General features: G+C 68.6%; 16 protein-coding genes. 3 read left to right on the top strand and 13 right to left on the bottom strand.

Features of this window, described 5'->3' with window-relative positions; genetic code table 11:
* Positions 1–797, top strand: a 797-nt coding sequence (locus FFS20_RS13640; protein WP_212743342.1) for an N-acetylmuramoyl-L-alanine amidase, incomplete at its 5' end; no start/stop codon positions are given.
* 88 nt (positions 798–885) lie between these two features.
* Here the strand turns inward: FFS20_RS13640 and FFS20_RS13635 are convergent.
* Positions 886–2,358, bottom strand: a complete 1,473-nt coding sequence (locus FFS20_RS13635) for an RNA polymerase sigma factor (RefSeq protein WP_249356853.1) — start codon at positions 2,356–2,358, stop codon at positions 886–888.
* 310 nt (positions 2,359–2,668) lie between these two features.
* A complete protein-coding gene (locus FFS20_RS13630; protein ID WP_137826383.1) occupies positions 2,669–3,859 on the bottom strand; it encodes a DUF4192 family protein in 1,191 nt (396 codons plus the stop codon).
* Positions 3,860–4,022: 163 nt separating this feature from the next.
* On the opposite strand from FFS20_RS13630, the gene FFS20_RS13625 reads away from it, so the two are divergent.
* Positions 4,023–4,814, top strand: a complete 792-nt coding sequence (locus FFS20_RS13625; protein WP_137826382.1) for a fused MFS/spermidine synthase — start codon at positions 4,023–4,025, stop codon at positions 4,812–4,814.
* A 239-nt stretch (positions 4,815–5,053) separates the two neighbouring features.
* Complete coding sequence (locus FFS20_RS13620; RefSeq protein ID WP_137826381.1) at positions 5,054–7,264, top strand: UvrD-helicase domain-containing protein; 2,211 nt, start codon at positions 5,054–5,056, stop codon at positions 7,262–7,264.
* Between the two features lie 352 nt (positions 7,265–7,616).
* On the opposite strand, the gene nrdR is transcribed toward FFS20_RS13620, so the two are convergent.
* The 11 genes from nrdR to FFS20_RS13565 all read right to left on the bottom strand — a co-directional run bounded on the left by nrdR (position 7,617) and on the right by FFS20_RS13565 (position 19,608).
* Positions 7,617–8,114 (bottom strand): transcriptional regulator NrdR, encoded by a 498-nt coding sequence (nrdR, locus tag FFS20_RS13615; protein WP_137826380.1) that lies wholly within the window; start codon positions 8,112–8,114, stop codon positions 7,617–7,619.
* Position 8,115: 1 nt separating this feature from the next.
* Positions 8,116–9,420, bottom strand: a complete 1,305-nt coding sequence (gene hisD, locus FFS20_RS13610; protein WP_137826379.1) for a histidinol dehydrogenase — start codon at positions 9,418–9,420, stop codon at positions 8,116–8,118.
* Between the two features lie 40 nt (positions 9,421–9,460).
* Entirely contained in the window at positions 9,461–13,018 is a 3,558-nt protein-coding gene (dnaE, locus tag FFS20_RS13605; protein WP_137826378.1) for a DNA polymerase III subunit alpha, read from the bottom strand.
* A 66-nt stretch (positions 13,019–13,084) separates the two neighbouring features.
* Positions 13,085–14,008 (bottom strand): RluA family pseudouridine synthase, encoded by a 924-nt coding sequence (locus FFS20_RS13600; RefSeq protein ID WP_137826377.1) that lies wholly within the window; start codon positions 14,006–14,008, stop codon positions 13,085–13,087.
* Positions 14,001–14,546, bottom strand: a complete 546-nt coding sequence (locus tag FFS20_RS13595; protein ID WP_137826376.1) for a signal peptidase II — start codon at positions 14,544–14,546, stop codon at positions 14,001–14,003. The genes FFS20_RS13600 and FFS20_RS13595 overlap by 8 nt, the downstream gene beginning before the upstream one ends.
* Positions 14,547–14,739: 193 nt before the next feature.
* A complete protein-coding gene (locus tag FFS20_RS13590; RefSeq protein WP_137826375.1) occupies positions 14,740–15,543 on the bottom strand; it encodes a DivIVA domain-containing protein in 804 nt (267 codons plus the stop codon).
* A 192-nt stretch (positions 15,544–15,735) separates the two neighbouring features.
* Positions 15,736–16,035 carry a YggT family protein gene (locus FFS20_RS13585; protein ID WP_137826374.1) on the bottom strand — a complete coding sequence of 100 codons (300 nt, stop codon included), beginning with the start codon at positions 16,033–16,035 and terminating at the stop codon, positions 15,736–15,738.
* Between the two features lie 100 nt (positions 16,036–16,135).
* Positions 16,136–16,654 (bottom strand): cell division protein SepF, encoded by a 519-nt coding sequence (gene sepF / locus FFS20_RS13580; protein ID WP_137826373.1) that lies wholly within the window; start codon positions 16,652–16,654, stop codon positions 16,136–16,138.
* A gap of 116 nt (positions 16,655–16,770) precedes the next feature.
* Complete coding sequence (gene pgeF, locus FFS20_RS13575; RefSeq protein ID WP_137826372.1) at positions 16,771–17,502, bottom strand: peptidoglycan editing factor PgeF; 732 nt, start codon at positions 17,500–17,502, stop codon at positions 16,771–16,773.
* 3 nt (positions 17,503–17,505) lie between these two features.
* On the bottom strand, positions 17,506–18,696 hold the full coding sequence (gene ftsZ, locus FFS20_RS13570) for a cell division protein FtsZ (RefSeq protein ID WP_137826371.1): 1,191 nt from the start codon (positions 18,694–18,696) through the stop codon (positions 17,506–17,508).
* Positions 18,697–18,861: 165 nt separating this feature from the next.
* Positions 18,862–19,608, bottom strand: a complete 747-nt coding sequence (locus FFS20_RS13565; protein WP_137826370.1) for an FtsQ-type POTRA domain-containing protein — start codon at positions 19,606–19,608, stop codon at positions 18,862–18,864.
* Positions 19,609–19,610: the final 2 nt, after the last annotated feature.

The following is a 19,610-nucleotide window of genomic DNA, read 5'->3' as shown; positions in this document are numbered from 1 at the left end:
GCGCAGCCGCCCTGCTCGGCGCCGTGCTGCTCGGCGCCTGCGCCGCCCCCGCCCCCGCGCCCGGCCAGCGGTCGACGACGGTCGCCGCCGAGCCGCTGCCGTCGGGGTCGTCCGGAAGCGCACCGACCGCCTCGGCGCGGGTCGTCGACGAGGATCTCACGGGAACGACGATCGCCATCGACCCCGGTCACAACGGCGGCAACGCGAAGGATCCCGCAGCGATCGCGAGCCCTGTCCCCGATGGCCGAGGCGGGGAGAAGGCGTGCAACACGACGGGCACCGCGACCGACTCCGACTACTCCGAAGCGGAGTTCGCGTGGGAGGTCAGCGGGCTGCTCGCCGCAGATCTCGAGGCCGCCGGCGCCGAGGTGGTCCTCAGTCGGGAGGACAACGACGGAGTCGGGCCGTGCGTCGATGAGCGCGGCACGTTCGCCGCCGACGCCGATGCGCTGGTGAGCATCCACGCCAACGGCAGCGAGTCGACGGCGGCGAAGGGCTTCCACGTCATCGTCGCCGACCCCGGGACGACACCGGAGCTCGAGACCGCGTCGACGGCGCTCGCCGAGGCGATCAGCGCGGCGCTGGCCGGGCCGTTCACGCCGAACCCGGCGTACGGGAAGGACGCGATCAGTCCGCGTCCGGATCTTGCGGGACTCAACAACTCCTCGGTGCCGGCCGTCATCGTCGAATGCGGGGAGATGCGCAATCCCGAGGAGGCGAAGGCGATGGAATCCGCGGACGGCCGGAAGGAGTACGCCGAGGCGATCGCCCGCGGAGTCGCCGACTGGCTGGGCTGACCCCGCCCACGCAGATCGCGGTGCAGACGACAGCGACGCCGGGTCCGCGGTCGGATGACCATGGGCCCGGCGTCGTCGGTCAGCCGTGTCAGTCGAGGTAGTCGCGCAGCACCTGCGAGCGCGACGGGTGGCGCAGCTTCGCCATCGTCTTCGACTCGATCTGGCGGATCCGCTCCCGGGTGACGCCGTAGACCTTGCCGATCTCGTCGAGGGTCTTCGGCTGTCCGTCATTGAGCCCGAAGCGCATCGAGACGACCCCGGCTTCGCGCTCGGACAGGGTGTCGAGCACCGAGTGCAGCTGCTCCTGGAGCAGGGTGAAGCTCACCGAGTCCGAGGGCACGACCGCTTCGGAGTCCTCGATGAGGTCGCCGAACTCGGAGTCGCCGTCCTCGCCGAGCGGGGTGTGCAGGGAGATCGGCTCACGGCCGTACTTCTGCACCTCGACGACGCGTTCGGGCGTCATGTCGAGTTCCTTCGCGAGCTCTTCGGGGCTCGGCTCCCGGCCGAGGTCCTGGAGCATCTGGCGCTGGACGCGAGCGAGCTTGTTGATGACCTCGACCATGTGGACGGGGATGCGGATCGTGCGCGCCTGGTCGGCCATCGCGCGGGTGATGGCCTGACGGATCCACCACGTCGCGTAGGTCGAGAACTTGAAGCCCTTTGTGTAGTCGAACTTCTCGACGGCGCGGATGAGGCCGAGGTTGCCCTCCTGGATGAGATCGAGGAAGAGCATGCCGCGGCCCGTGTAGCGCTTGGCGAGCGAGACGACGAGGCGGAGGTTCGCCTCGAGGAGGTGGTTCTTCGCGATCCGTCCGTCGTGGATGATCCACTTGTAGTCCATCGTCAGGCGCGGGTCGGTCACCTCACCCTCGTCGAGGAGGTGCTCGGCGTACATGCCGGCTTCGATGCGCTTGGCGAGGTCGACCTCCTCGGCGGCGTTGAGGAGCGCGACCTTGCCGATCTGCTTGAGGTAGTCCTTGACCGGGTCGGCGGTGGCACCGGCGGAGACGACCTGCTGGGCGGGAGCGTCGTCCTCGTCGGCGTCGGAGACGATGAAGCCGCCGGCCTCGGTGACCGCGGCGTTCTTCTCCTTCTCCTCGGAGTTCTTCGTCTCGGTCGCCTCGGAGGGGCTGAGCTCGGTGGCGAGCGCGTCCGCGGTCGGTTCGACGTCCTCGGTCGACTCGACGTCGGAGTCGGACTTCTTCTTCGTGCTCACCGGCGCGTCGTCGGCTTCGGCGGTCTTCTTCGTCGTCTTCTTCGCGGCGGTCTTCTTCGCGGCCGTGGTGGTCTTCGCGGCTGCGGTGGTCTTCTTCGCCGCCGTCTTCTTCGCGGGAGCCTTCTGCTCCGTGGTCTCCTGGCTCTCCGCGGGCTCAGCCGGCTTGCTCTTCGCCGCCGTGGTCTTCTTGGCCGTCGTCTTCGCGGTCGCGGTCTTCGCGGCAGTCGTCTTCTTCGCCGCAGTCGTCTTGGCACGCGAGGTCGACGACGTCTTCGTCGTCTTCTTTCCCTTCGCCGCTGTGGTCGTCGATCCACCCGACGAAGTGGCCTCCGACTCCTCAGTCACTGTTTTCCTGTCGACTGTCGGCACGTGTTCACCTTTCGCGAGCGCTGATACTTCCCAGTTGCACCAGGACATTACTAAGACCCTTGTCAAGGGGGCGCAAGGGTCGTGTGCCCAAGGGCGAGCGCACAGCTCTCCCAATATGCAATGACAGGGTCAACGCACAAGTCTGGCACGTTATTCCCCGCTTGGCGAATCGGCGGGAAGCCGCGTCCACGCACCGAAACGCCCTGTCCGGACTCGCTCAACACCGGCACCGTCGCAGAGATTCCCCCGCCCACCCGCCTCGGTGCCGTGAACGCTGCCGGTCGGCTCAGAACGGCGCCCGCGTCATCAGCCACCGCGGCAGGTAGCCGTGGCCGACGGCGGAGATGAGGAGTTCGGCGAGTGAGTTGCCCTCATCGACGGCGAGCGCGGCGAGTCCGTACTGCTCGGCCATCGTCGAACCGCCCAGCGACCATTCGAACCAGGCGATGACCGCGTACGCCGTCGACAGGGTGCGCGGGCTGCTCCACGGCACGTAGCTTTCGAGGAAGGCGATCGCGAGCAGCACATCGTAGGGCGTGGGCGCGCGGTCGGAGAGTCCGATCATCTGGTCGGCCGCTGCCCGCGACTTCCCCGCCCGGCGCGCCCACTGCACGAGCTCGCCGGGTTGGGCCCGGCACACCCGGCGCGGCAGGAAGTCGGGATGGTCGAAGCCGAGGATCATCTCGAGGGCGTCTCGGGACCACTTCTCGGCAAGGATCCGGTCGAGGGCACGGACCACCCGCGGGGTCATCAGCGCGCTGAGCTCCTCGCGGTCGAAGGCCTCGGTGCGTCCGCGCTGGGCGAGGAGACCGGGGTAGACCTCGCCGAGGATGTCGAAGGCCTGAGTCATCGTCGTCGGTTCGTCATGCTCTTCCGTGAAGAACGCCGCTCTCTCCTCCGCACCGGCCGGCAGGACGATGAGGTCGCTCGGACCCTCCGCGGGCGCCGACCCCGTCGAGACGAGCTCCGTGGCGCACGCCGAGGACTGCGCTGCGGCGAGATCGGTGCCGGGATCGTCGCGGTCATCGATGCGGCCGAAGCGACCGTCGGAGACCCACCATGCGCTCAGGGTGTCGATACCGACGCTGCCGAGGGCGCGAGCCATCTCGTCGGTGGCGGCCCGGATGAGGCTGCGGCGCATCTCCGAGTACTCGGCATCGCCGCGGGTGACGAGGTCGTCGGGGCCGACGAAGACGTACTCCTCGTCGGGCGCGTACTCGTCGTCGTAGAGGACGAGGAACACCCCCGAGGGCCGGCAGGCGCGACACACGAGCTCACACAGCCACTGACCTCCCTCCGCCGCTGTCGCCGCCGCCCGCTCGAGGTCGAAGTCGACGCGCAGGGTCGTCGCGCACGACTGCGCCCCGCTCCCGTCGGTGACGACGAGGATCGCGACGAGACTGTGCGCGGGCGTGTAGCCCAGGGTGTGGGGAACGATTCCGATGATGTCCTCTGCGGTCTTCGCTGGCGTGTCCATGCCGCCAGTCGACTCCACCTGGGTGCGCAGGCGCCAGACCCCGCGCAGCCCCTGTGGACGCGGCGATTCCGTCCACAGGACGAGGGCGCGCAAGTCACGTCCGCTCTCCCCACGCACCCGCGCACGAATTGCCCTGAGATGAGAACTGACATACAAGTAGGTGGTGGCGAAGAGACGGATATTCACAGCACCCAGCGCGCAAGTCGTCGAGATCTCGACGGGCACCGCCCGGCTGGAGAAGGTCGCCGGGGAGCCCGACAGCTATGTGCTCCACGTCAACGACGTGCCCTCGTCGTCGATCACCCTGAGCGACCCCGCCCGCCTCGACTTCGAATACCTCGACTGGATGGCGCGGATCATCGAGGCGACCCTGCCGTCCGGCACCGTGCGCGCCATCCACATCGGCGCCGCCGGCTGTGCGCTGGCGCGGGCGCTCGACGCCCGCCGGCCCGGATCGCGGCAGACGGCCATCGACATCGACCCGGTTCTCATCGACTGCGTGCGCACGTGGTTCGACCTCCCCCGTTCGCCTGCCCTGGCGCTGCGTGCCGGGGACGGCGCCGAGGAGATCGCCGGCTTCCGCGACGACACCGCCGACGTCATCGTCCGGGACGCCTTCTCCCACGACTCCGTGCCCACCGCGCTCCAGACCCCGAAGTTCTTTGCCGAGAGCGCCCGCGTGCTCAAACCCGGCGGGCTCTTCCTCGCCAACGTCCCCGATGCCGGCGACCACCGGGTGCTGCGCGACGAGCTCGACGCCGCCGCCTCGGCGTTCCCGCACCTCGCCGCCGCCTCGGAGCCCGGTGTCCTCAAGGGCCGTCGGCGCGGCAACGTCGTCGTCGCCGCCGCGGCGCAGCCGCTGCCCGACGCCGCCCTCGATCGGGTGCTGCGCACGGCCCCGACGATGGCCGCGTGGCTGACCGGGGAGACGCTCGCGGCCCGGCTCGGCCGCTGACCGCACCCCGACGGACCGACGACCTGCCTGACCGACGACTTGCCGGACCGACGGATTCGTCGCACCGACGACCCGGGAGGCCGATCCCCCGGAGAGTCGGACACCTCGGTGCGCCCCGCCCGTGGCGTGTCGGCTGGTGACGCGTGCGCACGCTCCGTTCGGCACCGCCCGTGTGACGGGCCCGACTACTCCCGTCCGGGAAAGTTCGGCATAATTGATTGCCGACCCAAGAAGGTGAGATGACCGAGACTTCAGAAATCGCCGTCGAACAGGCCAAGCTCGACGAACTCTATGCCCGACTCGACGAACTGCGGGACGAGACCAGTGCCCGGCTGGGAACCGTCCGGATCTCCGAGGTCGGCGGCAACCATCAGCACCGCAGCGAACGCGACGCCTTCGCGACCCTCTACGAGGATCAGCTCATCCGCCTCAACAGCGCCGAGGAGGGGCTGTGCTTCGGGCGACTCGACTTCAAGGACGACGTCGAACCGAGCTACATCGGCCGCATCGGGCTCACCGATGCCGACCGCAAGCAGATCCTCATCGACTGGCGCGCCCCCGCCTCGGAGCCCTTCTACCAGTCGACTGCGGCGAACCCCGAGGGCGTCGTCCGCCGGCGCCACCTCGTGACGAAGAACCGGAAGGTCACCGATGTCGAGGACGATGTGCTCGACATCGATGCCCTCGATGACACCCAGCGCTCGGCCCTGCAGGGCGAGGGGGCGCTCATCGCGGCACTGACGAGCCACCGGACCGGCCGGATGGGCGACATCGTCGCCACGATCCAGGCCGAACAGGATGCGATCATCCGGCAGCCGCTGCAGGGCGTCCTCGTCGTCCAGGGCGGACCGGGCACCGGCAAGACCGCGGTCGCCCTCCACCGCGCCGCCTACCTGCTCTACCGGCATCGGGAGCGGATCGCGAAATCCGGCGTCCTCCTCGTCGGCCCCTCCCCCGTGTTCCTCAAGTACATCGAGAAGGTCCTGCCCAGCCTCGGCGAGACCGGTGCCCTCCTGCTCACCCCCGGCCAGCTCTACCCGGGCCTCGACACGGACATCTCCGATGATCCGCGGGTCGCCGAGATCAAGGGCCGGTCGGTCATGGCGAGCGTGCTCGCCAACCACATCGCGAACTACGAGCGCGTGCCTGAGGAGGACGAACGTCTGCGCGTCGGCGCCCACACGGTGCTTCTGCGTCGCAAGGACGTGCGCTCGGCCAGGGATCGCGCACGGCGCAGCGGAGACGCCCACAATGCCGCGCGCACCGGATTCGTTGCCGGGCTGCTCAAGACGCTCGCCGAGGATCTCGCCGGGCAGATGGGCCTCGACGGCGCCGGTGAGCGTCTGCCCGAACTCCTCGACGAGCTGCGCTCGAGCGTCGACGTCCGGCGCGCCCTCAACCTCGCATGGTTCCCCATCAGCCCCGGCGATGCGCTGCGCGCCCTCCTGTCGAAGCCGCACAAGCTCCGCGCCGCGGCCGACCGGGTGCTCTCTGCCGCCGAGCAGGAGCTGCTCCTCCGTCCCGCGAACGCACCGCTGACGATCGAGGATGCGCCGCTGCTCGACGAACTCGCCGAACTGCTCGGCTCGACCCCGCAGCAGACCGCCGCCCGTGACGAATCGGCCAGGGAGTACGCCGAGGCGGTCGTCGACATGACCGAGACCTCGGCGATCGTCAGCGCCGAGACGCTCGCTGCCCGGTGGGAGGAGGCGGGTCCGGCGACGACGCTGGCCGAGCGGGCGATCGAGGACCGCGAATGGACGTACGGCCACCTCGTCGTCGACGAGGCGCAGGAGCTCTCCCCCATGCAGTGGCGGGTGCTCTTCCGGCGGGTGCCCTCGAAGTCGGCGACGCTCGTCGGCGACCTCGCGCAGTCCTCGCACGGCGACAGCGCCCGGACCTGGGAGTCGATCCTCTCGGAGTTCGTCGGCGACCGGTTCTCCCTCGAGGTGCTCACGGTCTCCTACCGCACGCCGCAGGCCGTCATGGACCTCGCGAACCGCTATCTCCACCGGCATTTCCCGCAGCTCGAGCTCGTCGAGTCGGTGCGGCAGGGCGGCCCCCCGCCGACGCTCGAGGTCTTCGCCGATTCCCCGGCGGTCATCGCCGCGCTGCCGGCCGCAGCGGCGGCTGAGGTCGACGCGGTCTCCGGCGGCAAGATCGCCGTCATCGCCCCGGAGGAGCTCATCGATTCCGTCGCCGAGGCGCTCACGGGCTTCGACATCGGGCGCTCGGTGCTCGGTCTCGACCATCAGATCGCCGTCATCACCCCGCAGCAGGCGAAGGGACTCGAGTTCGACTCCGTCCTCATCGTCGAACCCGGGCTCATCGCCCCGGTCGGCGGGGACGACGGGGTCGGCGCGCTCTACGTCGCGCTCACCCGCACGACGGACCGCCTCGGCGTCCTCGCCTCGGCTCCGACGGAGCTCTCGGACCTCGGCATCGGCTGAGGCTCGTTCACCAGTCGGCGTGAATATGCGGTCGTCGAAGACGACATATTCACGCCGACTGCAGAACGAGCGACGGTCGAGTCGGCGAACTGGTGGATTTCACGCCACCTGTTGAGCGACAGCGCAGGCGCAGGGTGATGTGGACGCGGGTTGTCAGCGACTTTCCCGGGGAACGTCGAAGGCCGCTTGACGGTTCGGCTTCCCCTCCGAACCGCAAGCGGCCGCGCACCGAAGCGCGCACTCATAATGGTACACAACTATTGCCGTGATCGACGACTTTCGGGCAAGTTTTCGCGAGAAGATTTCCGCAACCTCGGCTGACTCCATGACGAGGACTGCTCGCCCACCGGCCTCAGGCCTCGAAGTCCTCCGGCGTCGCCTCGCGGGAGTCCCCGGAGCGCAGCGCGGCATCGGCGCGCAGCGAGTCGATCGCGGCCTCGAAGTCCTCGAGCGAATCGAAGCCCTGGTAGACGCTCGCGAAGCGCAGGTAGGCGACCTGATCGAGTTCGCGCAGCGGCTCGAGGATCGACAGGCCCACCTCGTCGGCGTCGATCTCGGCGATGCCCTTCGACCGGATGTCCTCTTCGACCTTCTGCGCGAGCTTCGCGAGATCGTCGTCGCCGACGGGCCGGCCCTGGCAGGCCTTGCGGACTCCGGACATGATCTTCTGGCGGGAGAACTCCTCGGTCACCCCCGAGCGCTTGATGACGGAGAGGCTCGTCGCCTCCATGGTCGTGAAGCGGCGCCCGCAGTGGCGGCACTGCCGGCGGCGGCGGATCGCCGCCCCGTCCTCACTCGTTCTCGAATCGACGACCCGTGAATCGGACTCACGGCAGAATGGGCAGCGCATGTCACTCCTCGAAGCGGATGCTCACGGCACGTCCGTGGGCGGGAAGCTGTTCGACCGTCGCGAGCGCGACGATGTGCTCGGCGACGTCGCCGAGAGCGGGCCGACCGTAGTCGATGACCTGGCTGACCTTGAGGAACGAGTGCACGCCGAGTCCCGATCCGTGGGCGGCGGTGCCCATCGTCGGCAGCACGTGGTTCGAGCCGGCCGCATAGTCGCCGAGGGCGACGGGCGCATAGGGTCCGACGAAGACGGCTCCCCCGTTGACGATGCGCTCGGCCACCGCGGCATCGTCGGCGGTGTGGATCTCGACGTGCTCACCGGCATAGGCGTTGACCACGGTGACGGCGGCATCGAGGTCGTCGACGAGGACGAGGGCCGACTGCTCTCCGGCCAGCGCGGTGCGGATGCGCTCGACGTGCGCGGTCTCGGGAACCTGGCGGTCGAGCTCGGCGGCCACGGCCTCGAGCAGCTCGGGCGAGTCCGTGACGAGCACCGAGGCGGCGAGTTCGTCGTGTTCGGCCTGGCTGATGAGGTCGGCGGCGACGAACGCCGGGTTCGCCGTGGCATCGGCGAGGATGATGATCTCCGTGGGTCCGGCGACCGCGTCGATGCCGACGTGCGAGCGCACAAGCGACTTCGCGGCGGCGACATAGGCGTTGCCGGGTCCCGTGATGAGGTCGACCGGCTCACACACCTCGGCGTCGTCGAAGCCGTACGCCAGCGCTCCGATCGCCTGGGCGCCGCCCATCGCCCACACCTCGTCGACGCCGAGGATGTGCGCGGTGGCGAGGACGACCGGATGGGGCAGCCCCGACTCCTGCGGCGGGCTGGCGATCGCCAGCGACTGGGCGCCCGCGACCTGCGCGGGCACGACGTTCATGATCACCGTCGACGGGTAGACGGCGAGTCCGCCGGGCACATAGAGCCCGACGCGCTCGATCGGCAGGCTCCGGGTCGTCACGACGGCGCCGGGGGCGAGTTCGGTGACGACGTCGGCGGGTCGCTGATCCTCGGCGACCTTCCGGGTGCGGGCGATCGTCTCGACGAGCGCGGCCCGCACCTGCGGATCGAGCTCGGCGGCGGCCCGGGCGAGTTCGGCGACGGGCACGCGCAGAGCGTCGGGACGGACCCCGTCGAAGCGCTCCGTGAGGTCCTTCACCGTCGTCGATCCTCCGCGGGCCACCTCGCCGAGGAGGTCGGAGACCCGGCGTTCGACGTCGGCGTGCGTGGCTGCCGCCCGCGGCAGGCGCTGCCGGAGGAATCGTCTGCTCAGGGTCTCACCGCGGAAGTCCAGAATGTTCACCAGACCATTCTAGTCCCGGCGCACGTGGCGCCCCGGACCCGCCTCAGGCGCTCAGGCAGCGCGACCCGAGGAGGGCCTTGAGATCGCCGTAGAGGCTCGGGTTGGGGTCGACGCGGATCGAGCGGTCGAGCCGCATCACGGTGTGCTTGCCGGGCTGGGTGAGCACGAGGTGGACGTCGGTCTGGCCCTTGTTCGCCTCGAGGATACGACGCAGCTTCTCCGCCATCTCCTCGGTGGCCTTCTCCATCGGCATGATGAGGTTGAGCGGACGATCCCCCGGGTCGGTGATGTCGGGAATCGTCATCGACATCGCCATGAGCGAAGTCGGCCGGTCGTCGGACTGGCGGATCCGACCGGTCAGGGAGATGACGAGATCGGTCGCGAGCAGGCTCGCCACGGGTTCGTACGTGTCACCGAAGAACATGACCTCGACCTCGGCGTCGAGGTCCTCGAGCGTGACGATCGCGTACGGCTTGCCCGAGTTCTTCGACACCTTGCGGGTGACCTGCGTGATCATCCCGCAGACCTTGATCTGCGAACCGTCGGGACGGTGCGATTCGGGGTCGACCACCTCGGCGATCGAGGCATCCGACTCCGCGGCGAGCACCCCTTCGAGCCCGTTGAGGGGATGGTCGGAGACGTAGAGGCCGATCATGTCGCGTTCGAACGCGAGCTTCTCCTTCTTCTCCCATTCGGGACGATCGGGGATCGCCACGGAGAAGCTCGGGCCGTCGTCACCGCCGTCGAGACCGGCGAAGAGATCGAACTCGCCGATCGCCTCCTTGCGCTTGACGCCGATGACGGAGTCGACGGCCTCCTCGTGGATCTCGACGAGGGAGCGGCGGGTGTGTCCGAGGGAGTCGAAGCCGCCGGCCTTGATGAGCGATTCGATCGTGCGCTTGTTGCACACGTGGCTCGGCACCTTGTCGAGGAAGTCCGTGAACGAGGTGTACGCGCCCTTCTCCTCGCGGGCCGCGACGATCCCGTCGACGACGTTGGCCCCGACGTTGCGCACCGCACCCATGCCGAAGCGGATGTCCTCCCCGACCGGGGTGAAGTGGAGCGCGGAGTCGTTGACGTCCGGCGGCAGCACGGTGATGCCGAGCCGGCGGCACTCGTTGAGGTAGATCGCGAGCTTGTCCTTGTTGTCGCCCACCGAGGTGAGCAGGGCGGCCATGTACTCGGCGGTGTAGTGGGCCTTGAGGTAGGCCGTCCAGTAGGAGACGACGCCGTACGCGGCCGAGTGCGCCTTGTTGAACGCGTAGTCGGAGAACGGCAGGAGGATGTCCCACAGGGCCTGCGCGGCGGCCTCGGAGTAGCCGCGCTCCTTCATGCCGCCGAAGAAGCCGACCTGCTGCTTGTCGAGTTCGGACTTCTTCTTCTTGCCCATCGCGCGACGGAGGATGTCGGCCTGACCGAGCGAGTACCCGGCGACCTTCTGCGCGATCGCCATCACCTGCTCCTGGTAGATGATGAGGCCGAAGGTCGTGTCGAGGATCTCCTTGAGCGGCTCGGCGAGCTCCGGATGGATCGGCGTGACCTCCTGGAGGCCGTTCTTGCGCAGCGCGTAGTTCGTGTGCGAGTCCGCGCCCATCGGGCCGGGACGGTAGAGGGCCAGGGTCGCCGAGATGTCCTCGAAGTTGTCCGGCTTCATCATCCGCAGCAGGGCCCGCAGGCCGCCGCCGTCGAGCTGGAAGACGCCGAGGGTGTCACCGCGCGTGAGCAGCTCGTAGGCCCCGCGGTCGTCGAGTTCGAGGTGTTCGAGGTCGAGTTCGAAGTCCCGGTTGGCCCGGATGTTCTCGACCGCGTCGGAGATGATCGTCAGGTTGCGCAGCCCGAGGAAGTCCATCTTGATGAGCCCCAGGCCCTCGGACGTCGGGTAGTCGAACTGGGTGATGACCTGCCCGTCCTGGAACCGGCGCATGATCGGGATGACGTCGATGATCGGGTCCGAGGACATGATGACCCCGGCGGCGTGGACGCCCCACTGCCGCTTCAGGCCCTCGAGGCCCTTCGCGGTCTCGAAGGTCTCGCGGGCATCGGCTTCGGAGTCGACGAGGGCCCGGAACTCGCCGGCCTCCTTGAACCGCTTCGCGTCCGGGTTCTCGATGTCGGCGAGCGGGATGTCCTTGGCCATCTCCGCCGGCGGCAGCGCCTTCGTCAGCCGCTCGCCGAGGGAGAACGGCTTGCCGAGCACCCGGGCGGAGTCCTTGAGCGCCTGCTTCGTCTTGATCGTGCCGTAGGTGACGATCATCGCCACGCGCTCGTCACCGTACTTGCGGGTGACGTATTCGATGACCTCGCCGCGGCGGCGATCATCGAAGTCGACGTCGAAGTCGGGCATCGAGACGCGGTCGGGGTTGAGGAAGCGCTCGAAGTAGAGGCCGTGCTGGAGCGGGTCGAGGTCGGTGATGCGCATCGCGTACGCGACCATCGACCCGGCGCCGGAGCCGCGGCCGGGACCGACGCGGATGCCGTTGTCCTTCGACCAGTTGATGAAGTCGGCGACGACGAGGAAGTACCCGGGGAAGCCCATGGAGATGATGATGTCGAGCTCGTAGTCCGCCTGTTTGCGGACGTCGTCGGGGATCCCGTTCGGGTATCGGTACTCGAGCCCCTTCTGCACCTCTTTGACCAGCCACGACGTCTCGTCCTCCCCGGCCGGGGTGGGGAACTTCGGCATGTAGTTCGCCGAGGTGTCGAAGGAGACCTCGCACATCTCCGCGATCGCCAGCGTGTTGTCGCACGCCTCGGGCATCTCCTTGAAGAGCTCCCGCATCTCCGCCGGCGTCTTGAGGTAGTAGCCGGATCCGGAGAAGGCGAAGCGCGAGCCGCCCTGATCGTAGGTCGGCTCGATGAGCTTCGAGCCCGACTGGATCGCGAGCAGGGCCTCATGGGCCTTCGCATCGGATTCGTGGGTGTAGTGGAGATCGTTCGTGGCGACGAGCGGGATGTCCATCTCCTTCGCCAGCCGCAGCAGGTCCTTCGTCACCCGTCTCTCGATCGACAGACCGTGGTCCATGAGCTCGCAGAAGTAGTTCTCGGCCCCGAAGATCTCCCGGTACTTCCCCGCCGCGGCCTTCGCCTCCTCGTACTGGCCCAGGCGCAGCCGGGTCTGGATCTCCCCGGACGGGCAGCCGGTGGTGGCGATGAGTCCCTCCGAGTAGGTCTCGAGGAGGTCCTGGTCGAGGCGCGGCCACTTCGCCGTGACCGAATCGAGGGAGGCCACCGAGGAGGCCTTGAAGAGGTTGCGCATGCCCGTGTTGTTCTTCGACAGCAGGGTCATGTGCGTGTAGAGGCCGCCGCCGGAGAGGTCGTCGCTCTTCTGCGACTCCTCGGTCCGCCACTTCACGCGGGTCTTGTCGTCACGGGCGGTGCCGGGGGTGACGTAGGCTTCGACGCCGATGATCGGCTTGATGTCGGCCTTCGTCGCCTGCGACCAGAAGTCGAAGGCGCCGAAGAGGTACCCGTGGTCGGTCGTCGCGATCGCCGACATGCCCGACGCCTTCGTCGCGGCCATGAGGTCGCCGAGGCGGGCCGCCCCGTCGAGCATGGAGTATTCGGTGTGGACGTGAAGATGGACGAAATCGTCGTTCGGCACGCTCTGCCTTCCCTTGCGGATCCCTTGCCAATGACCTGCGATGCCCACTCAGCTTAAACCATGGGCTCAGCTCTCCCGGATCCGGTCGAGGGCCTCTTGGAGGTCGGCGGGATACTCGCTTTCGAACTCGACCCACTCCCCCGTCTCCGGGTGGTGGAAGCCGAGTCGCAGCGCGTGCAGCCACTGTCGCGTCAGCCCCAGCTCCTTCGCGAGGACGGGGTCCGCGCCGTAGGGCAGGTCCCCGGCGCACGGGCGCCCCAGGGCTGAGAAGTGCACGCGGATCTGGTGGGTGCGGCCGGTCTCGAGGTGGATCTCGAGGAGAGCGGCGCGGCGGTGCGCCTCGATGACCTCGTAGTGGGTGATCGCATGCTTGCCCTCGCTGTGGACGGCGTAGAGGCCGTCGTGGCGGGGGTGGCGGGCGATCGGGGCATCGATCGTGCCGACGACGGGGTCGGGCAGACCCTGGACGAGGGCGTGGTAGGTCTTCTCGACCGTGCGCTCCTTGAACGCCCGCTTGAGCACGCTGTAGGCGTATTCGCTCTTCGCGACGACCATGAGCCCCGAGGTGCCGACGTCGAGACGCTGGACGATGCCCTGCCGCTCAGGCGCCCCCGAGGTCGCGATCCGGTAGCCGGCCGCGGCGAGGCCGCCGACGACGGTCGGTCCGGTCCAGCCGATGGCCGGGTGCGCGGCGACGCCGACGGGCTTGTCGACGACGACGAACGAATCGTCGTCATAGACGATGCGCATGCCGGGCACAGGGTCGGCGACGACCTCGAGCGGACGTTTGGGTTCGGGAAGCATGACGTCGATGCGGGCGCCGGCGACGACGCGATCGGATTTGCCGACGACCCGGCCGTCGAGTTGGACTCCCCCGTCGGCGCAGATGTCGGCGGCGGCGGTGCGCGAGAGGCCGAGCAGCTTCGACAGCGCCGCATCGACCCGCTGGCCCTCGAGCCCCTCGGGAACGAGGATCGAGCGTTCAGTCATGGGAGTCCTCCTTCTCCGCGGTGGCGGCCACCCGGTGCGAACCGTCGAGTTCGATGCCGCGGAGGCTGGCGATGATGAGCGTCACCGCGGCCGCCGAGATCGCGACGTCGGCGAAGTTGCAGATGAAGAGCGAGAGGTCGATGAAGTCGACGACGGCGCCGTTGGGGAACCCCGGCTGCCGGAAGAGCCGATCGACGAGGTTGCCGAAGAGGCCGCCGAGCAGCAGGCCGAGTCCGATCGCCCAGCCCCGTGAGCCGAGCTTGCGGGAGAGGAAGAGGATGGCGATGAAGACGGCGACGGCGATGAGCGGGAAGACCCACGTCATGTTCGCGCCGAGGCCGAGGGCGGCTCCGGGGTTGCGGTAGAAGGCGAATCCGGCGAGGTTCCCGATGACGGGGATCGAGGGGCGGCCTTCGAGGAAGGCGATGGCGAGCTGCTTCGTCAGCTGGTCGAACGCGAGGATCGCTGCGGCGATGCCGAACAGTGTCCAGAGCAGCTTCTGTCGACGCCGTACCGGCACCGGGCGGTCTTCGTTCATTCGGATCATTCTAGCCGACCGCGCCTGCGGCGATTCCCATTTCACGCGCAGGAACGGCGCACGATCGGGACGTGCGGCCCGCGCGTGGCCGGCCCGCAGGCCGACGCGCGGCGACAGCCTCCGGACCGTCAACGACGACGGGGCCGGAGGACTCGGATGAGTCCTCCGGCCCCGTGGAGCTCGGTGCGTCGGATCAGAGCTTGTTGCTCGAGGATCCGAACGAGTTGCCGTCGAGGGTCTCGGGAGCGAGGCTCGTCGAGTTCTCGAGGTCGCGGAGCTGATCGTTGAGGTAGCTCTTCAGGCGCGTGCGGTACTGGCGCTCGAAGTTCGAGAGCTGGTCGATCGAGCGCTCGAGCTGCGACTTCTGCGTCTCGAGGCTCGAGAGGGTCTCGTCGCGCTTGGCCTCGGCCTTGCCGACGATGTCCTGAGCTTCCTTCTCGGCGCCCTTGATGAGTTCGGCGCGCTTGCGCTCACCTTCGGCGACGTGCTCGTCGTGGACGCGCTGGGCCAGCGCGATGAGTCCGTGCGAGTCGTTCTCGCCGGCAGAGGCCGCGGCGGCACCGGCTCCGGCAGCGGGAACGGCAGCCGAGACGGCAGGAGCCGAGTCGGTCTGCTTCGGAGCGGGAGCGGCTTCCTTGACGACGGGAGCCTTGGGCTCCTCGGCGGCAGGGGCGGCCGGGGCTGCGGGAGCCTGGTCGGCCTTCGGTGCAGGGGCGTCCTTCGAGGTGTCCGGCGCCGGCACGGCGGCAGGCATCGCCTGGGTGGCGTCGATGTCCTGGGCGGGGGCTGCCTTCGCGGCGCCACCCGATTCGAGCTCCTTGACCCGCTGTTCGGCAGCGGAGAGCTTCTGACGCAGTTCGTCGTTCTCCTGGTAGAGGCGTCGAAGTTCGACGACGACCTCGTCGAGGAAGTCATCGACCTCATCCTGGTCGTATCCGTCGCGGAACTTCACATGCTGGAACCGCTTGTTTACTACGTCTTCAGGCGTGAGCGCCATGAGGTCACCTTTGGTCGATCTGCATTCATTTCACTGCCGTCCGCGCGGGACGGCTTCAACGTCACAATAGCGTAACACCAGAGCATTTGTCGTGCAGAAATGCTCCGCCACGCCGGGCGGAAACGGAAATTCCATCAGGCGTCGTTGCTGATCACGCGACACACCATCCGACCAGCGGCCGGAACCGATGTCTCAGACCGAGCTCTGGGAGAGGCTGAAGAGGACCGAGGCGAGGATCTGGATGCCGATGAGGAGGACGATGAAACCGAGATCGAGCGAGATCTGGCCGAGCCGCAGCGGCGGAATGACCTTCCGCAGGAGCTTGAGCGGCGGATCGGTGAGCGTGTAGACGATCTCGGCGAGCACGAGGAAGAAGCCCTTGGGCCTCCACTCGCGGGAGAACACCTGGACGAGGTCGAGCACGACCCGAGCCAGGAGCACGTACACATAGAGGCTGAGCGCCGTGCCGAGGATGTAGAAGATGATGGCCACGTGGGATCCTCGCGTCTTTCGTCGTTGCTGATCTGACTGCAGGCCCCAGCCTATACGCTCCAGCTGAGGAACCGCTCAGACCGGGGCGTGCGAACGCTCATCAGCTCTGGTTGAAGAAGCTCGCCTGCGAATCTCCGTCGGCTTCGCTCTCACCGCTGACTTCGATGTTCTCCGGTGTGAGGAGGAACACCTTGTTCGTCACCCGTTCGATCGATCCGTGGAGTCCGAAGATCAGACCCGCGGAGAAGTCGACGAGGCGCTTCGAGTTGTTCTCGTCCATCTCGGAGAGATTCATGATCACCGGGGTGCCGTCGCGGAACGCGGCGCCGATGACCATGGCATCGTTGTAGCTGCGGGGATGGATGGTCTTGATGCGATTCATGGAGCTCCCTGGCGCCGGAGTGTCGACTGGACGAATCGGAGTCGGGTGAATGGGGGTCACCTGTGCCGGCGGCCGCTCCTCCCGGGCGACGGGCTCCTGCTCGGGCTCGTCGAAGGTCTCGATGACCTCGCGTCCGCGGCGCTCCTCACGACGGTCGTCGCGGGTCTGGCGCTCGACGGTCTCGTCGTCCTCTTCGACGAATCCCAGGTATTCGAGTGTTTTCTTGATTGCTGACATTCTCAACGCTCCTCGGCCTTCAGCGGTTCCACATCTGCGGCAAAACTATCGCACCGGAGAGCACGCGTCCCGGTGCCCCGCCGGTGTGTCGCCGGGAAATCTCCCCGACTTCCGGCTCACTGGAGCCAGATGACTCCCGCGAACCGACCGGTGCGCTGCTGCCGGCGGTAGGAGTAGAGGTCCTCGGATTCCTTCGTGCACGTCCGGGAGAAGTGGTCGATGACCGCTCCCTCCCGACGCAGCTGTTCGGCGACCGCGCCGGCGACGTCGAGGGCGGGAGTACCTGACACCGACACCGAGGCGGCCACGGGTTCGACGGCGGCCACCTCGTCGCGCAGTTCGGCGGGGACCTCGTAGCAGCGCGGGCAGACCGAGGGACCGATGACCGCATGGATGGTCTCGGCCCCGAGGGCGCGCATCCGCGCGAGCGTCTCCGGCACGACGCCGGCGGCCATCCCGGGGCGCCCGGCGTGGACGGCACCGATGACGCCTGCCTCGGTGTCGGCGAGGAGCACGGGGGTGCAGTCGGCGACCATGATGACGAGCCCGATTCCGGGCTGGGCGGTGACCTGGGCGTCCGCCTCGGCGCCGGCCCGGGCATCGGCGGGTGCGGTGACCTCGTGGACGGCGGTGCCGTGGACCTGGGATACGAAGCTGAGGCGCTCGGCACTGAGGCCGAGCACCTGAGCGAGCGCCGACCGGTTGGCGGCGACGAGCTCCTCGTCGTCACCGACGTGCCGGGCGAGGTTGAAGGAGGAGAAGTCCCCGCTCGAATATCCGCCGTGCCGGTCGGTGAAGGCGACGTGTGCCGTCTGCCGACCGGGCACGACGAACCTCGAGTGCAGCATGGCTTACTTGAGGAAGTCGGGGATGTCGAGGTCGTTGTCGAGGCTCGAGGTGCTCCGTTCGTTCGGCAGCGACGTGGGGATCTGGTGCTCCTCACGACGCGGCTCGGGAGCGGCGGCGGGCTCGGGGTCGGTGACCTCGACGCTCTCGGCCTCCGATTCGATGACCGGCGAGGACGACGCGGCGGCACCGGACGCGGCACCGACACCGGCGGGCACGGCCTCGACGACGTTGCCGTCCTGGCCGGGCACGGTGTTGTCGAAGCCGGCGGCGATGACGGTGACGCGGCACTCGTCGCCGATGTTGTCGTCGATGACGGCGCCGAAGATGATGTTCGCCTCGGGGTGGGCGGCCTCCTGGACGAGGCGCGCGGCCTCGTTGACCTCGAAGAGGCCGAGGTCGGCGCCGCCCTGGATGCAGAAGAGCACACCGTGGGCACCGTCGATGCTCGCTTCGAGCAGCGGCGAGGCGATCGCGGACTCCGCGGCCTGGACGGCGCGGTCGTCGCCGGTCGCGGCGCCGATGCCCATGAGCGCGGTGCCCGCGTCCTGCATGACGGACTTGACGTCGGCGAAGTCGAGGTTGATCAGTCCCGGCACGGAGATGAGGTCCGTGATGCCCTGGACACCGGAGCGCAGGACCTCGTCGGCGGAGCGGAAGGCCTCGACGACGGAGACGCTGCGGTCGGAGATCGAGAGCAGGCGGTCGTTGGGGATGACGATGAGGGTGTCGACCTCTTCGCGCAGCGCGGCGATGCCGGCTTCGGCCTGCGCCGAGCGGCGGCGGCCCTCGAACGTGAAGGGGCGGGTGACGACGCCGATCGTCAGGGCGCCGAGAGAGCGGGCGACCCGGGCGACGACGGGTGCCGCACCGGTTCCGGTGCCGCCGCCCTCACCGGCGGTGACGAAGACCATGTCCGCGCCTTCGAGGGCGTCGCGGATCGCGTCCTCGCTCGATTCGGCGGCCTTGCGGCCGATCTCCGGGTCCGCGCCGGCGCCGAGGCCGCGGGTCTGGTCGCGGCCGATCTCGAGCTTGACGTCGGCATCGGAGAGGACGAGGGCCTGCGCATCGGTGTTGATCGCGATGAATTCCACGCCCCGCAGGCCGACGTCGATCATCCTCTGGACAGCGTTGACACCGCCGCCGCCTGTGCCGGCGACTTTGATATCCGCTCCGGATTGTGGGAATTCAGCCAAGTCGGTTCCTCTTCTCACGCGCATCGTCCACGCGGTCTCAAGCGTGCATTGTTCGACGTCTCTCATCCTTCAGGCCGGTGGCCCAAGGCGATGACACTGCAACCATTCTCCCCGGAGAGCCGGAGTTCGGCCAGTTTCCTCCCCGGTGTGTCGGAGCATATCGGATCAGTCGGTGACGGGCACCGAGGGCACGGAGACGTCGATCTCGGTGCGGCCCTCGGCGGCGAGCTGGAGCGCGGTGCGCATCTTCAGGCTCGCGTCCTCGCTGTCGCCGAAGACGACGGAGGCCTGCGCGTCTCCGGTGTCGATCGTCCCCGACAGGCCCTGCTCGCTGTCGGCCTTCACGGTGGTCAGGCTGCCGCGCAGGTCCTCACCGAGGGTCGACATGAAGCGGATGACCGCGCTCACGGTCTCCTCGTCGGGGGTGTCCGCTTCGAGGACGGTGAGGCCGTCGGGGGCCGTGTCGACGGATCCGAGGTCGACCGCCTCGGCGTCGTAGAGGATGAAGCCGCCGGCTGAGGAGACCGCGACGACCGGGGTCCGGTCGGTGATCGTGATCCGCAGGCTCCGCGGTCCCGCGTAGTGGACGGAGGCGTCCTCGGCGCGGGGGAACTGCTTCTCGACCTCGGACTCGATCGTGCCCGGACGCAGCTGCGGCAGCGGTGTGCCGGCGTGTTCGGTCAGCACGAAGTCCGAGACCTCGGAGCCGGTGACGAGCTCGGTGTCCTCGACCTCGACGGCAGAGAGCGCGAGGACGGGTGAGAACCAGGCCACCGCGGCCAGCGCGAGCACCGCGACGACGATGCCGATCGCGGTCAGCCGTTTGGCCCACACCCGCCGGCGGCGGGCGCGGATGATCCCGGTGAGGTCGGCCGTCGAGTCGTCGCCGACTCGTGGGGGTGCGAGCGGCACGG

It is taken from the genome of Brevibacterium sp. 2SA (genome assembly GCF_005502845.1).
GTDB lineage: Bacteria > Actinomycetota > Actinomycetes > Actinomycetales > Brevibacteriaceae > Brevibacterium.
This window is presented reverse-complemented; position numbering and strand designations above follow the sequence as displayed.